Origin of the sequence: Cryptosporangium sp. NPDC051539, from assembly GCF_044454545.1 — a bacterium.
GTDB lineage: Bacteria > Actinomycetota > Actinomycetes > Mycobacteriales > Cryptosporangiaceae > Cryptosporangium.
The window spans coordinates 752,431-766,040 of record NZ_JBITDV010000002.1 but is presented as its reverse complement, the minus strand read 5'-3'; the positions used below and the strand labels follow the sequence as shown (position 1 = coordinate 766,040).

13 protein-coding genes and 1 pseudogene are annotated in these 13,610 nt (G+C 71.4%); 4 read left to right on the top strand and 10 right to left on the bottom strand.

Going from position 1 to position 13,610, the window contains the following annotated elements; genetic code table 11:
- Positions 1-17 precede the first annotated feature (17 nt).
- The 6 genes and pseudogenes from ACIBZJ_RS09565 to ACIBZJ_RS09540 all read right to left on the bottom strand — a co-directional run.
- A pseudogene (locus ACIBZJ_RS09565) lies at positions 18-404 on the bottom strand (aldo/keto reductase); the annotation flags it as partial.
- An 18-nt stretch (positions 405-422) separates the two neighbouring features.
- Positions 423-1,577: an acyl-CoA dehydrogenase family protein gene (locus ACIBZJ_RS09560; protein ID WP_395927437.1), complete on the bottom strand. Its 1,155-nt coding sequence runs from the start codon at positions 1,575-1,577 to the stop codon at positions 423-425.
- The gene (locus ACIBZJ_RS09555; RefSeq protein WP_395927435.1) at positions 1,574-2,395 is read right to left on the bottom strand and encodes a MaoC family dehydratase N-terminal domain-containing protein; all 822 of its coding nucleotides are present in this window, start codon (positions 2,393-2,395) and stop codon (positions 1,574-1,576) included. The genes ACIBZJ_RS09560 and ACIBZJ_RS09555 overlap by 4 nt, the downstream gene beginning before the upstream one ends.
- A 45-nt stretch (positions 2,396-2,440) precedes the next feature.
- Positions 2,441-4,519 carry a transglycosylase domain-containing protein gene (locus tag ACIBZJ_RS09550; protein WP_395927433.1) on the bottom strand — a complete coding sequence of 693 codons (2,079 nt, stop codon included), beginning with the start codon at positions 4,517-4,519 and terminating at the stop codon, positions 2,441-2,443.
- Between the two features lie 55 nt (positions 4,520-4,574).
- Complete coding sequence (locus ACIBZJ_RS09545) at positions 4,575-6,029, bottom strand: FAD-binding protein (protein WP_395927431.1); 1,455 nt, start codon at positions 6,027-6,029, stop codon at positions 4,575-4,577.
- 38 nt (positions 6,030-6,067) lie between these two features.
- A complete protein-coding gene (locus ACIBZJ_RS09540; protein WP_395927805.1) occupies positions 6,068-6,913 on the bottom strand; it encodes an alpha/beta hydrolase family esterase in 846 nt (281 codons plus the stop codon).
- Positions 6,914-6,997: 84 nt separating this feature from the next.
- Between ACIBZJ_RS09540 and ACIBZJ_RS09535 the strand changes: the two genes are divergently transcribed.
- Positions 6,998-7,552 carry a TetR/AcrR family transcriptional regulator gene (locus ACIBZJ_RS09535; RefSeq protein WP_395927429.1) on the top strand — a complete coding sequence of 185 codons (555 nt, stop codon included), beginning with the start codon at positions 6,998-7,000 and terminating at the stop codon, positions 7,550-7,552.
- A gap of 7 nt (positions 7,553-7,559) precedes the next feature.
- Positions 7,560-8,300, top strand: coding sequence for a YdcF family protein (locus ACIBZJ_RS09530; protein ID WP_395927427.1), 741 nt, complete (start codon positions 7,560-7,562; stop codon positions 8,298-8,300).
- Here the strand turns inward: ACIBZJ_RS09530 and ACIBZJ_RS09525 are convergent.
- Both ACIBZJ_RS09525 and ACIBZJ_RS09520 read right to left on the bottom strand, forming a co-directional pair.
- Complete coding sequence (locus tag ACIBZJ_RS09525) at positions 8,293-9,078, bottom strand: PaaX family transcriptional regulator C-terminal domain-containing protein (RefSeq protein ID WP_395927425.1); 786 nt, start codon at positions 9,076-9,078, stop codon at positions 8,293-8,295. The genes ACIBZJ_RS09530 and ACIBZJ_RS09525 overlap by 8 nt on opposite strands.
- A 2-nt stretch (positions 9,079-9,080) precedes the next feature.
- Complete coding sequence (locus ACIBZJ_RS09520; RefSeq protein WP_395927773.1) at positions 9,081-9,866, bottom strand: tryptophan 2,3-dioxygenase; 786 nt, start codon at positions 9,864-9,866, stop codon at positions 9,081-9,083.
- 228 nt (positions 9,867-10,094) lie between these two features.
- Between ACIBZJ_RS09520 and ACIBZJ_RS09515 the strand changes: the two genes are divergently transcribed.
- Positions 10,095-10,676 carry an RNA polymerase sigma factor gene (locus tag ACIBZJ_RS09515; protein ID WP_395927423.1) on the top strand — a complete coding sequence of 194 codons (582 nt, stop codon included), beginning with the start codon at positions 10,095-10,097 and terminating at the stop codon, positions 10,674-10,676.
- On the top strand, positions 10,657-11,394 hold the full coding sequence (locus tag ACIBZJ_RS09510) for an anti-sigma factor domain-containing protein (RefSeq protein ID WP_395927421.1): 738 nt from the start codon (positions 10,657-10,659) through the stop codon (positions 11,392-11,394). The genes ACIBZJ_RS09515 and ACIBZJ_RS09510 overlap by 20 nt, the downstream gene beginning before the upstream one ends.
- Before the next feature lie 3 nt (positions 11,395-11,397).
- Here the strand turns inward: ACIBZJ_RS09510 and ACIBZJ_RS09505 are convergent, their stop codons facing one another.
- Both ACIBZJ_RS09505 and ACIBZJ_RS09500 read right to left on the bottom strand, forming a co-directional pair.
- Positions 11,398-12,042, bottom strand: coding sequence for a fasciclin domain-containing protein (locus ACIBZJ_RS09505; protein WP_395927419.1), 645 nt, complete (start codon positions 12,040-12,042; stop codon positions 11,398-11,400).
- Between the two features lie 78 nt (positions 12,043-12,120).
- Positions 12,121-13,353 (bottom strand): cytochrome P450, encoded by a 1,233-nt coding sequence (locus ACIBZJ_RS09500; RefSeq protein WP_395927417.1) that lies wholly within the window; start codon positions 13,351-13,353, stop codon positions 12,121-12,123.
- Between the last annotated feature and the right edge of the window lie 257 nt (positions 13,354-13,610).

Genomic DNA, 13,610 nt, shown 5'->3' with positions numbered 1-13,610 from the left:
GCAGAATAGAACCTGTTCTACCCGATGGCGTCCAGGTCTGTCAGGGCATCGGCCGGAAGCTCGAGCGTCGCGGCCGACAGGTTCTCGCGCAGGTGCGCCACCGACGACGTTCCCGGGATCAGCAGGATGTTCGGCGACCGCTGCAGCAGCCACGCCAGCGCCACCACTTTCGGCGACACCTCCAGGCGCGCGGCCACCGCGTCCAGCGTCCCGGACTGCTCCCGCAGCTCCCGCGGCGACCGCGCGTGCAGCCATTCGCCGCCGGGTCCCCGCACCGACCCGACCTTCGTGACGACGTGCAGGCCGTCACCGTAGGGAGCCAGCGCCTCGCGAATGATCTCGTTCGTCACGTGCGGGCCGTAGAAGTCCGCGGTGTCGACGTGGTTGACCCCGGCCTCCACCGCCGCCCCGGTACGGGCCGGCTACGACAGCCCGCCGCGGGCGACCAGCTGGGCGGCGATCACGTTGCGCTGGATCTCGTTCGTCCCCTCGCCGACGATCATCAGCGGCGCGTCGCGGAAGTAGCGTTCGACGTCGAACTCGGTCGAGTACCCGTACCCGCCGTGGATGCGCACCGCGTCGAGCGCGACCTCCATCGCGGTCTCGGACGCGAACAGCTTGGCCATCCCGGCCTCCAGGTCGCACCGCTCCCCGGTCTCGTACCGGCGCGCCGCATACAGGATCAGCTGTTCGGCCGCGCTCAGCTTCGTCGCCATGTCGGCCAGGTAGTTCCCGATCGACTGGTGCTTCCAGATCGGCTTCCCGAAGCTCTCCCGCTCCTGCGCGTAGCGCAGCGCGTCCTCCAGAGCGGCCTTCCCGACGCCGAGAGCACGGGACGCGACCTGGATCCGCCCCGTCTCCAGCCCCTTCATCATCTGCGCGAATCCACGCCCCTCGGAGCCACCCAGCAACGACGATTCCGGCGTCCGGTAACCGTCGAAAACCAGCTCACAGCTCTCCACGCCCTTGTACCCGAGCTTCGGAAGATCGCGCGAGACCGTGAGCCCCGGACCGTGCTCCACCAGCAGGATCGACATCCCGCGATGCCCCGGTCGCGCGGCCGGATCGGTTTTGCACAGCAACGCGATCAGCCCGGAGCGGCGCGAGTTCGTGATCCACGTCTTCGCCCCGTCGATCACGTACCCGTCCCCGTCGCGGCGGGCGGACGTCGTCATCGCCTGCAGGTCGGAGCCGCCGCCCGGCTCGGTCAGCGCCATCGTCGCCCGTAGCTCTCCGGTGGCGAGCCGGGGCAGGTACCGGTCCTGCTGCGCGCGCGTCCCGAACGCCAACAGCAGCGTGCAGACGACGGTGTGCCCGCCCATCGCACCGGCCAGGCTCATCCAGCCGCGGGCGAGCTCGGCCGTGACCAGCGCGTAGCAGGGCATCGACACGGGAGCCTCGCCCCACGGCGACGGGACCACGAGGCCGAAGATCCCGAGCTGCTTCATCTGCTCGATGAGGCTCTCCGGGTAGATGTTCGCGTGTTCCAGCTCCCGGACGACCGGCTTCACCTCGCGGTCGACGAACTCGCGCACGGTCGCCAGGACGAGCTGTTCCTCCTCGCTGAGGTCGTTCATCGGGCGGTCCCGGTGATCGACGGCGTGCCGATCGAAGTCCCGCCGGTCAGGCTCTCGCCGTCGACGACCACCTGGAACGCCGATCCGGCGAATGCCGGTCGGTCGAGCCGGTACGTCAGTTCGGCCACCGCCCGGCCCGCCCGCCGCAGCGGCTCCAGCAGCGCGATCGCCTGCAGCGGGCCGTGGACGACCAGCCCCGGGTAGCCCTCGACGTTCCGGGCGTAGCCGAGGTCGTAGTGGATCCGGTGGGCGTTGTAGGTGAGCGCGCTGAACTGGAACAGCTCGGCGCTCCCGACATGGAACGCGAAGTCCGCGTCCGGCGAGTCCTCCGCCTCCGGAGCCGCGACCGCGTGCGGGGCTCCGCCGGGCTGCGAGCGGTAGACGAGGTCTTGCTCCTCGGTCACCGCCACGTCGCCGCGGACGCGGTACTCCGTCCGCACGGTCACGAACGCCAGCTGACCCGAGCGTCCGTCCTTGACCCGTACGGACGCGACCTCCGACCGCTTCTCCATCACGTCCCCCAGAACGAGGGGACGGTGCCACCGGACGCGCGCACCGGCGAACATCCTCCGCCGATCCGGGATCGGCGGCAGGTGGTGGCCCTCCCTCGGGTGGCCGTCCTCGCCGAGCGAGTCGGGGGCGGGCGTCTCGAGCAGGTACAGGTAGTGCCACAACGGCGGGAGGGGTGACCCGTCGGCGAACTCCGCCGGCCGGCCGAGCAGCGCGGCCAAGGCCGTCGCCGGCCAGACCGTCAGGCGTCCCTCGGCCCCGACCGGCGCCGGGTGCCACCCGTCGAGTGCGACGTGCAGGTCAGTCATGACCTCGTGTCTATCAGGCGTCGGGACCACCCGCGCCGGCCCTCCTCAGGGGGTGCCGAACGCCAGTTGGTTCGTGGGGGCGGTGAAGTTCCGGACCGGGAGGGTGGTGAGGGCCTCGGAGAGGGTGTCCCGCGCGATGGTGATCGGGATCCGGGTGTTGGGGACCTCGTCGTCATATTTGTCGGGGTTGGCAAGGAACGATGCCGCGGCGAGGTTCGGCGTGAACCCGATGAACCAGGCGGCGTTGTTGTCGTCGGTCGTGCCGGTCTTGCCCGCCACCGGGCGGTCGATCGCCGCTCCGACGCTGGCCGCCGTCACGCCGCCGCCGGGGTGCTCGCAGGCGATCGCCACCAGCGACTCGTTCCCTACCGGGCACCGGGCCATGTCGGCCGCCGCGTCCGCCACCTCGGGGCTGAACGCCTGCCGGCAGGTCGGGTCGGCGACGCTCGCGACCTGTGCGCCACCCTGGTCGGTGATCGACGTCAGCGGCAGCGCCGTGCAGTACTCGCCTCGCGCGGCCACGGTCGCGTACGCGTTCGCCATGTCCAGCGGCGAGACCTGCGCGGTCCCCAGCGTGAACGAGCCCCAGGCGTCGTCGTCGGTCTTGGCCTGCGCGGCCAGGTTTTGGTCTCCGCGGCCGCGGAGCACGACCCCGGCCGACTCCGCGGCCGCGATCGCCGACTTCACCGTGACCTGCTCCTCGAGCTGGACGAAGTAGGTGTTGGCGGATTCGCCGAACGCGCTCGACATCGTCTGATCACCGGTCATCGCCGGCGACGCGTTCTTCGGGCAGTACCGGTCGCCGCCGGTCGCGCAGTCGCCCGGGTACTGGGACGTGTACCGCTCCGGTGCATAGAGGGTGTGGTTGAGCGGGATGCCCTGCTGCAGCGCGGCGAGCGCGGTGAACATCTTGAACGTCGACCCGGCCTGGTAGCCCGGCGAGACCGCCGAACCGGACAGCAGCGGGTTGACCGTGCCGCCGCCGCTCAGGCCGTACTTGCGGTTGACCGCCATCGCCTTGACCCGCCCGGTGCCCGGCTCGACCAGCACGACGCCGGTCGCGAACCGGCTCCCCGAGTCCAATGCGGCGTCCACCTGCCGCTGCGCGGCCTTCTGCATGCCGACGTCGAGCGACGAGACGATCGTGTACCCGCCCTTGCGCAGGTTGTCCTCGCGCTCGGCGGCCGTGGAGCCGAACGCCGGATCGGCCTTCCACCAGTCGAGGAACCAGCCGCAGAAGAAGCCGTAGGCGGTGTTGCCGTTCTCGCACGACTGGGCCGACTGCTTCGGTTTCAGGCCGAGGCCCGCGGCCTTGGCCGCGGTCGCCTCGGCCGCGGTGACGTACTTCAGTTTCACCATCTGGTTGAGGACGTACGAGCGCCGGTCGAGTGCCGCCTGCTGGTCGTTCGCGACCGGGTTGTACTGGGTCGGGTTCTGCGCCATCCCGGCGATCATCGCGGCCTCGGCCAGCGTCAGTTCGGACGGCGGCTTGCTGAAGTACGCCTCCGAGGCGGCGTAGATGCCGTAGCCGTTGTTCCCGAAGTACGTGATGTTCAGGTAGTTCTCGAGGATCTGGTCCTTGGAGAGCTCGTGTTCCAGCGCGATCGCGTACCGGATCTCGCGCAGCTTGCGTCCGGCCGTGTCCTCGGTGGCGAGCTTCGCCTCCTCGGAGTTGGTCGCCGCGTACTTCAGACTCGCCCGCACGTACTGCTGGGTGAGCGTGGAGGCACCCTGGGTGGCACCGCCCTCGACCTCGTTGTTCACGAACGCCCGGACCACACCCTTGAGGTCGACGCCCTGGTGGTCGTAGAACCGGTTGTCTTCGGCCGCGACGATCGCCTGCCGCATCACTGGCGCGACCTGGCCGAGCGAGACGTTCTTCCGGTTCTCGTCGTAGAACTCGGCGATCTGCGTCTTCCCGTCCGACGCGTAGAGGGTCGAGGCCTGCGGAGCGGGCGGGAATTCGAGGTTGGTCGGAAGATCGCTGAAGTCGTCCGAGGCCGATTTCGCGGTGAGCCCGGCGAACCCGGCCGCCGGGAACGCGGCCGCGGCCACGATGACGCCGGCGAGCGCGCCGCACAGCAGCAGCGTGGCGAGCAGATGTCGGTGGCGCCCCCGGTTCATGCCGCCGACCGTAGGCAGGCGAACTTAAGAGCCTCCTCAGAGTGTGCCGGCAGCCTCAGCGGGCGGCGTGGCGTCCGCTCCGCCGGCCGAAGTACGACGCCTCGCCCAACTGGGTTCCGGACGCGTACCCGCGCCCGTCCACCGCGATGTTCGACGCGCACGCGCCGGCCGCGTACGCGCCGGGCACCACCGCCCCGGCCGCGGTGAGCAGCCGTCCGTCGGGGTCGACGCGCAGGCCGCCGCAGCTGAACCCGGAGTAGAACGCGGCACCTGGCGTCAGGTCGTACGCGCCCCACGGCCCGTGGTCGAGCGGAACCACGTACTTGGCGGCCTTGTGGAAGGCCGGATCCTCGCCGGTGGCCGCGTGGTCGTTGTACTCCCGCAGCGTGGCCTCCAGCGCTCCGGCCGGCATCCGGAGACCCGCCTCCATCTCCGTGACGGTCTCCCACCCGTCGACGAACGGCTGGAAGCCGTAGCTGGGCCGGGCCATCGTCTCGGCGTCGAGGATCAGGTAGGCGGCCTGATCGGGCTGGTCGAAGACGTAGGCCGCGACCCGCGAGTGGTAGGCGTCCTCGTTGACGAAGCGGCAGCCGAGCTTGTTGACGACGATCCCGCGCACGTTGCCCTCGGGCGGATAGAACGGGGACGTGAAGAACGCGCTCTCCAGGTGGTCGGCGACCCCGCCGACGGATTCGCCCAGGCGGATGCCGAGCCCGTCGTCGTAGGTGTTCCCCAGCGCCATGCCGCGGGTGAACAACGCGCCGAGCTGCGGCGCGCAGTCCTCGACCATCTCCGGGTTGAGCACGAAGCCGCCGGCCGCGAGCACGGTGCCCCGGGCCCGGACGAACCCGGTCTCGGAGAACCGCCGCCAGGCCGCACCCACGACCGCGTCCCCCGCGCGCACCAGTGCGAAGGCCCCGGTGTCGTATCGCACCTCGGCCCCGAGCTCGTCCAGCCGCTTCAGCGCCAGCTCGACGACGAAGCCGCCGCCCCCGGTGTCGCCGGGGAACGGCGGCTTGTGGCCGCGCGGCGCCGGCCGGGCGATCGTGTTCACCGGCCAGGTCAGCTCGTTGCCGGTGAACATCAGGCCCTGCGTCTGCGGCTGCACGACCGCCTTGTGCGGGTAGAACGACCGCTCGAACTCGAAGCCCAGCGACTCCAGCCAGTCGAAGTGGGCGACGCTCTCCCCGGCGTAGAGGCGGATCTTCTCCGGGTCGCACTGCGGGGACATCTCGGTCAGGTAGGCGGCCATCTCGGCCGGGCTGTCGTCCCAGCCGGTCGCCTGCTGGACCGCGGTGCCGCCGCCGAGGTAGAAGTGGCCGCCGGCCATCGCGCTGGTGCAGGTCAGCCGGCCGCCACGGTCGATGACGAGCACGCGGGCCCCGGCGGTGGCCGCCTCGATCGCCGCGCTCACGCCGGCCATGCCCGCGCCGATCACCAGCACGTCGACGTCGTCGGACCACTCGGTCACGTCGTCGGCCGCGACCGCCCGCACCGGTTCCACGCGCACCACTCCCCGAGCCCAAGACTGAAACCTGTTCTAGTCAATCAGAATCCGAAGAAGTCCACGATCGAGTCGGTGGCATACACCGCGTTCCCGGTGCGGCCCATCACGGCGGGCGACGGCTTCCGGCCCGGGATCGTGTGCCCGCCGCCGTGCACGGTGTAGAGCGTGACCGGCGCCCGCCCGTCCTCCCGGTAGTCGGTCCGGCTCATCGACGTCTTCCCGGACCCCGCCCGGCCGACGGACCCCGCCCGGCCGACGGAGCCCGGCAGATCGACGGTCACCGGCGGGGCCGTGATGCCGTTGCGGGCCGCGAAGTAGGCCGCGGTCGCGGGCGCCGAGAGCATGGCGCCGCCGGTCTTGAACGCGAACCGGGCCCAGGCCGCCATCGACCCGCCGTCGTACCGCACGATCCGGTCCTTCGTGCCGTGGAACAGCAGTACCGGCTTCGGCACGACCGGCAGGCCGGGGAGCAGGAAGTTGCCGGGCGCGGGCTGCTGGGCCGCGATGACCGCTGCTCCGGCCAGCAGGCCGGGCCGCTCGTGCAGCAGCCGGATCACCATGCCACCACCGTTGGAAAAGCCCGCCGCGTACACCGGCCGCCCGTCCGCGAGCCGCCCGGCGACCGCCTCCGCGAACGCCACGTCGTCGACGTTCTCCCGGCGGGCCGGGAACGCGCTGGCCGCGCGGGCGTCGTTCCAGTTCTTGCGGTAACTGTCGAGGTAGACCACGGCCGTGCCGGGCAGCTCGTCGAACGCGTTGCCGGTGAAGCGCCGGAACGCCGCGCCGTCCTGCTTCGAACCGTGGAACACCAGCAGGAGACGCTTGTCAGCGCCGCTCGTCGCCACCGTGTAGGTCCGGGTGCGCCCACCCACGTCGATCGTCGGCACGGCCGGCTCCTCGCATTGATTCGGATGACCTATCCGTTTCAACCTAACACTCATCCGGATAACTCATCCGGTTATGCTCGTCACGTGACCAGCCCTCGCCTGCGCAAAGACGCCGCCCAGAACTGGCAGCAGATCGTGGACGCGGCACGGCAGTGCACCCCGCCACTGCGTCTCAACGAGGTGGCCCGGGCCGCCTCGGTCGGCGTGGCCACCGTCTACCGGCATTTCCCCACGCCGGAGGCGCTGCTGGAGACGCTGGCCCGGCCGCATCTGGAGGAGATGACCGCGCACGCCGAGCGTGCGCTCGGCTCCGACGACGCCTGGGACGCGTTCCGCGGGTTCTTCGTCGCCGGCATCGACGCCCAGCTCGGCGACGCGTCCGTCCAGCCGGTGTTCGCGGCCTCCGCGCACGTGCTCCCGGAGACGACCGGGCTGGTCACCCGCCTGCACGCGCTGGCCTCGGAACTGCTCGACCGCGCCCGTGCCGCCGGGGCGGTACGCCCGGACGTCACCCACGCCGACGTCACCCGCCTGATGTGCGGCGTCGTCTACGCCGCCACCGTCCACGCCACCGCGGACGAACGCCCCGCCCTCACCCGCCACTACCTGGACGTCGTGCTGCGCGGCCTCCGGGCATGATCGATCCGTGCACCACCACCTCAACACGCTCGTCGACTTCTGCGCCCGGCGTGACGTCGAATCCCTCGATCGGCTGACCGAGCCGGCCGACGTCGCGATCCTGTTCGGCGGCAGCATCCTGGCCGGCGGCGACGTGTTCGCGGCCGCGATCCGGCGCGGCGTCGCCGGGAAGTACCTGATCGTCGGCGGCGAGGGCCACTCCACCGACGCCCTGCGCGACGCGATGCGCGACCACCTCGGCTGGGACGACGTCGACAACCGCACCGAGGCCGAACTCTTCGACCGCTACCTGCACGAACGCCACGGCACCCGCGCCGACCTGCTCGAGACCGCGTCCACCAACTGCGGCAGCAACATCCGGAACGCGCTCGCGGTCCTCGACGAGGCCGGGATCCCCCGCCGCCGGGTCGTGCTCATCCAGGACGCCTCGATGCAACTGCGCATGCACGCCTGCCTGCGCCTGCACGCCCCGGACACCGAGATCGTCGGCTTCGCCGCGCACCGCACCACGTTCGACCGGCACCTCGCCCCGGTGGACCCGCCCCGCGGCCTCTGGCCGACCGGCCGCTACATCGAACTCCTGATGGGCGAGATCCCCCGCCTCACCGACGACGAGTCCGGCTACGGCCCGAACGGCCGCGGCTTCATCGTGCACGTCGACGTCCCGGACGCCGTCCGGGAGGCGCACCGGGCCCTCGAAGCCGCCGGAATCGGCACCACCCGGAAAGCCGATCCGCGCTTCAGCTGACGACCCCGTCGACGTAGGCGTGCGCCCGGGGCAGCACCTGGTCCCGCAGCGACCGGAACCGCTCCGCGCTGCGGTGCCCGGGCCAGTCGGGCGGGAGCAGCGACGCCGGCAGTCCCGGATCGAGGTACGGGATGATCCGCCAGCTGTCCAGCGCCCGGATCCACACCCGGTAGGGATCGATCCCCGGTTCGCCGAAGTCCCCGGCCAGGAACGCCGAATGCCGCGCCCGGATCGCGCCCAGGTCCCACCACTGGGCCACCCGGGCACCTCCGCGAACCGAGTCGGCCAGGAAGATCGTGGCCGCGAGCCCCAGGTCGGCCAGGATCTCCTCGACGTCGCCGGTCAGGTACTCCGGGCAGATCCACAGCGACGGCGACACGACCCCGCACCCGATCCAGGTCAGCCGCCGTCGCAACTGATGCCGCAGATCCCGGTCGGACTCCGGCACCGAGTACGAGACGAGGCACCACCGGTCGCCGGGGGCCATCGTCCGCGGGTGGAAGATCCGCCGGTCACCGCGCTCCAGCATCGGCACCGCGCCGGGGGTGATCGCGTAGCCCGGCATCCCGTCGCGAACCTGCGCCGAGAGCAGCCCTTTGGCCTTGATCCGCGCCAGCGCGGTCCGGGTCCGGGGTTCCGGCAGCCCCACGGTGCCGGCCAGTTCGACCAGGTGCGCCACCGCGATCCACCCGCCGATCCGCCGCAGCGACGTCCCGACGATCGTCCGGAGCAGGGACGTCGTGCTGCCCGGCGCCGACTGGAAGTCGTCGGGGATCACGGTCAGCCGCCGAGGCGCGCCCGGACGCTGTAGAGCTCCGGGAAGAACGTCAGGTCGAGCGCGCGGCGCAGGAACGGCACCCCGGACGAGCCGCCGGTACCGGGCTGGGTGCCGATCATCCGCTGCACCGTGCGCAGGTGCCGGAACCGCCAGAACTGGAACGCGTCCTCCAGGTCGACGAGGTCTTCGCAGGCCTCGTAGACGTCCCAGGCCGCGGCCGGGTCGTCGTAGACGCCCTCGAAGACTCCGATCAGCTCCGGCATCTCGACCCAGGCCCGCCGGACGTCCCGGTCGAGCACCCCGGCCGGGATCGGGTAGCCGCGCCGGGACAGCAGCCGCAGGAACGCGTCGTAGAGCGTGGGCTCCTCCAGCAGGGACGAGAGTGTCTGCCGCGCCTCCGGATCCGACGAGAACACCTCGAGCATGTCCGCGTTCTTGTTGCCGAGCAGGAACTCGACCGCGCGGTACTGGTACGACTGGAACCCCGACGACGGCCCGAGGATCGTGCGGAACTCCCCGTACTCGCTCGGCGTCATCGTGGCCAGCACGGCCCACTGCTCGGTCATCGTCTCGAGGATCCGCTTGACCCGGGCCAGCCGCTTGAGCGACCACGACAGCTGATCGGCGGTGAGCAGTTCACGGGCCGATCGCAGCTCGTGCAGCATCAGCTTGAGCCAGAGCTCGGACGTCTGGTGCTGGACGATGAACAGCAACTCGTCGTGGTGCGCGCTGAGCGGCTGCTGCGCCCCCAGGACCAGATCCAGCCGGAGGTAGTCCCCGTAGCTCATCGCGTCCCGGAAATCGGTCTGCACCCCGGTCTCGAGCGGTCGTTCGCCGTTGTCCACGGCCGAACGCTATCTCATTCCGCTGACGACCGTCAGCAAGGTGAGAGGGGCGGCCGGGACGGCTCCGCGCCGAAGTGCGGGCGGGCTCGGCGTCCGCATAATCGGACGGGTGCATCCGAACGGCGGTGGCCGGTCGTAGACACGGATGACCGCCGTCGAGGAGGCCGGCCGATGACACCTGGCGGAGATCCGCCGCCCGACCCGGACGCGCTGCTCGCCGCGCGTTTCGCGGCCGGTGACGAACACGCGCTGCGCGCGATGTACGACCGGTGGGGTGGCCTGGTGTATCGCCTGGGACGGCAGACGCTGCCGAGCCCGAGCGACGCCGAGGACCTGACCCAGGCGACGTTCGTCGCCGCCTGGCGAGGCCGGACCACGTTCGATCCGGAGCGTGGGCGGCTGGCCGGGTGGGTGATCGGGATCGCGAAGCGTCAGCTGATCGACCGGCTGCGGGCGCTGCAGCGCGAGGAGCGGGTGGCCCGGGTCGTGGAAGCGACCGCCGGGCCCCCCGAACCGGCGCAGCCGAACCCGGACCGGGTGCTCGACCGGCTGGTCGTCGCCGATCGCCTCGCCCAGCTGAGCCCGGAGCAGCGCCAGGTCGTGCAACTGGCATTCTTCGACGACCTGACGCACACGCAGATCGCCGCGTTGACCGGCTTACCGCTCGGCACGGTGAAATCGCACCTGCGCCGGGGTGTCAGCCGGTTACGCCGATCCTGGGAGGAGGTGGACGATGCGGCACGTCGACCCTGAACGACTGACCCTGCTGGCGCTCGACGACGACGTGCCGCCGCCCGGCGTCGACCGGGAGTGGGAGCGCGCGCACCTGGCCGAGTGCCCGGTGTGCGGGCAGGAACTCGCCGCGCTGCGGCACGTCATCGGGCTGGGCCGGGAAGCCGAGGAGGACGACCTGCGGCCGCCGGCTCCGCCTCCGGCGGTCTGGGACGCCATCCGGGCCCGGGTCCCCACCGCCGACGGTTCGCCGATCAGCGTCGAGAAAAAGGCCGGACCCCGACGGCGGGTGCCGGTCGCCGTGGCGGCGGGTGCGCTCGGCGCGGTACTGGGCCTGGGCGTGGCGCTGGGCATCGGCGGGACGGTCGGGTGGCAGCACCTCAGCCGTCCGGACGCACCGACGCGCAGCGTGGTGGCCTCGACCACCCTCGCGCCGATCGGATCCGCGGGCGGGACGGGAGACGCCCGGCTGGTCCGCACCGGAGGCCGGCTGGCGCTGGAGGTCGACGTGCGGGACCTGCCGCTGACCAACGGATACTACGAGGCCTGGATGTTCGTGCCGGGCACGACCCGGATGCAGGCGATGGGCACGGTCCGTCCGGGTGAGGTGGCCCGCTTCCCGGTGCCGGCCGGGCTGGATCCGGCCGGGTGGCGCGGGATCGACGTCTCGGCCGAGGCCTTCGACGGCGATCCCGCGCACTCGGCTACCAGTGTTCTGCGTGGCGAGTTGCGGCGCTGAGCGTCAGGGGAGGTCGGACGGGCGGAGGACCCGGTCGATCGCGTGCGCGATCTGCTTGTTGCCCTTGTTGACGTCGAACGCGACGATGCGCGGGTCGCGGTCGTTGCGGTCGGCGTCGATCAGGCGGACGCAGCGGTGGTGCCAGTAGACGTCGACGGTGATCTTCGCGCCGGTGGCGGTCTTCAGCTTGGCACCGTCGGACCTGAGCGCGGCCGCCTTGTCGATCGTCGCGCCGGGCACGACGTGGTAGAGCAGCACGGCCTCCACCGTGTTGATGCCCAGCCCGGCGACCGTCTTGAAGGCCTGGCTCTCGCTCGGCCAGCGGTGCGTGCCGGTCAGCTCGGCGGCCAGACGCTGGAACGCACCGTCGGTCGGAACGAACGCGGTGACCGGCTTCGTGCCGTCGGTGAGCACACCGACCGGGCTCTTCGGCTTGGCCTTGAGCACGGCCAGTACGGCCGCGGTGACGATGTCGAAGTCCTTGCTGTTGTGATCGAACCCGCTCTTGTCGCTGGTGAGTACGGCGGCCAAGGACTTGGTGCCCTTCGGCGTCCCGGTCGCTGCGGCGGGTGCGGCGGCGACGCCACAGGCGAGCAGAGCGGCGGCCGCTACCGCGACCGCCCGGGTACCGAGTCGGACGAGCTTCATCGCTGACTTCTTCCCGTAGACACGTGGCTGGTTGCCACACCTACGTCTACGACCGCAGAGTCCTGCGCAGATGCACGTTCACCAGCTCGCCCGGAGGCCGAGCGGCCCGCGGATGTTTATCGACTTGCGCACGTCGACGTGCTGGTCGGCTTCCATCCGCGCGCCGGGCAGGCGCTCGGTCAGCGCCTGCAGCGCGATCCGCATCTGCAGGCGGGCCATCGCTGCACCGACGCAGGTGTGCACACCGGCGCCGAACGCGAAGTGGCGGCTCGGCTTGCGGGTCACGTCGAACCGGTCGGCGTCCGGGAAGCGCTCCTCGTCGCGGTTGGCCGAGGCGAACGCGAGCAGGACGTCCGCGCCTTCCGGCAGGTCGACGCCCGCGACCGTGACCGGCTGGGTGGTGCGGCGGAACATGCCCGGGATCGGGGGCTCGAAGCGCAGGGCCTCCTCGACCGCGTACGGCACCAGTTCGGGCTGCCGGCACAGCAGCTCCCACTGCTCGCGGTCGCTGAGCAGCAGCCAGAGTGCGCTGCCGATACCGTCGGCAGTGGTGATGTGGGCGGCGCCGAACGTGCTGGCGAACGTGCCGACCAGCTCGGACTCCTGCTCGAACGTCAGCGGCTCCTGGCCCGGTACGAGCGCGGTGACGACGGCGCTGACCAGGTCGTCGGCCGGCTCGGCGTGGCGGTCGCGGGCGTAGCCGGACAGCAGCTTCTGGAACGCGAGGACCGTGTGGGCGACCTGCTCCTCCTCCGCCTCGTCCAGGTCGACGCTGCCGAGCGAGAACATCGACCGGCTGCCGGCGTCGGCCAGCGGGACGTCTTCGGGCGCGAAGCCGAACAGCTCGGCGGCGGTCTCGGCCGGGAGCGGCCCCGCGTACCGCTCGACCAGGTCGGTGGTGCCGTCACCGGCGAACGAGTCGATGAGGTCTTCGGCCCGCTTCCGGATCGCGACCTCGCGCGCCTTCACCCGGCCGGGCGTGGTCAGGTACTTGGAGTAGGGCACCCGCATCCGGCGGTGCGCCTCGCCGTCGGACGTGACGTGGTCGGGCGTCTGCGGGTACCCGTTCATCAGCACCGCGATCGTCGCCGGGTACGGGCTCCGGATCGGCCGGAGGCTGTTGACCGAGGAGAACACCGCCGGGTCCTTGATCACCGCGTCGATGTCGGCGAAGCGCGTCACCACCCAGGCGTCGAGGCGCGGCGAGTAGAAGACCGGTTCGTCCCGCCGTGCCTCGGCGTAGAACGAATACGGGTCGTCGTAGTGCTCCCCTAAGGGATCGAAGCTCGTCGCCAGCTCGCTGACCGTCACTCAATTTCCTCCGGTTGGGGCGTAAAGGTACCGGACCAGGATGGCCCACCACGTCCACAGTGGGCAACGCGGCCGGACGCCGCGGCCGCGGTGGCCCGGCGCAGCAGCGGGTCGGCCGGACGGTCGCGGCGTCCCGTTGCTCGCGGCCGTGCTCCCGGACGCGTACCGTTCCCCGGCGGTGGGATCGGTCGGGACGTGCCGGCCGGGCCGACCGTCCCGATTTCCGACGAGCTCTGGGCGGAGAGACGCGTGCACGG